This is a genomic window from Frankia sp. AgPm24, assembly GCF_023243055.1.
Taxonomy (GTDB): Bacteria; Actinomycetota; Actinomycetes; order Frankiales; family Frankiaceae; genus Frankia; species Frankia umida.
In genome coordinates this window covers 1-232 of sequence record NZ_JALKFW010000128.1, presented here as the reverse complement: position 1 = coordinate 232, position 232 = coordinate 1, and the positions used below count along the sequence as shown (strand labels likewise).

The 232-nt window shown below is 62.1% G+C and carries 1 protein-coding gene; it reads left to right on the top strand.

Annotation, left to right across the window (positions count from 1 at the left end; translation table 11 throughout):
- Window positions 1-42 precede the first annotated feature (42 nt).
- Window positions 43-232: helix-turn-helix domain-containing protein (locus tag MXD61_RS05955; RefSeq protein ID WP_374628492.1), on the top strand; the 190-nt coding region annotated here is incomplete at its 3' end.

Sequence of the window (232 nt, the reverse complement as noted above, 5' to 3'; positions counted from 1 at the left end):
ACCGGGGAATCGTGTATTCTGTCAGGTGTGGGAAGTCGGGTGGTGAAGCGGGCGTACCGCTACCGTTTCTACCCGACTCCCGACCAGAGGGAGAACCTCGCGAAAACATTCGGCTGTGTCCGCTACGTGTACAACCGGGCACTTGCGGAACGGCACCGGGTGTGGTCCCAGGAACAGCGGCGGATCAGCCACGGGGAAACCGATCTGATGCTCACCGGGTGGAAACGGGACC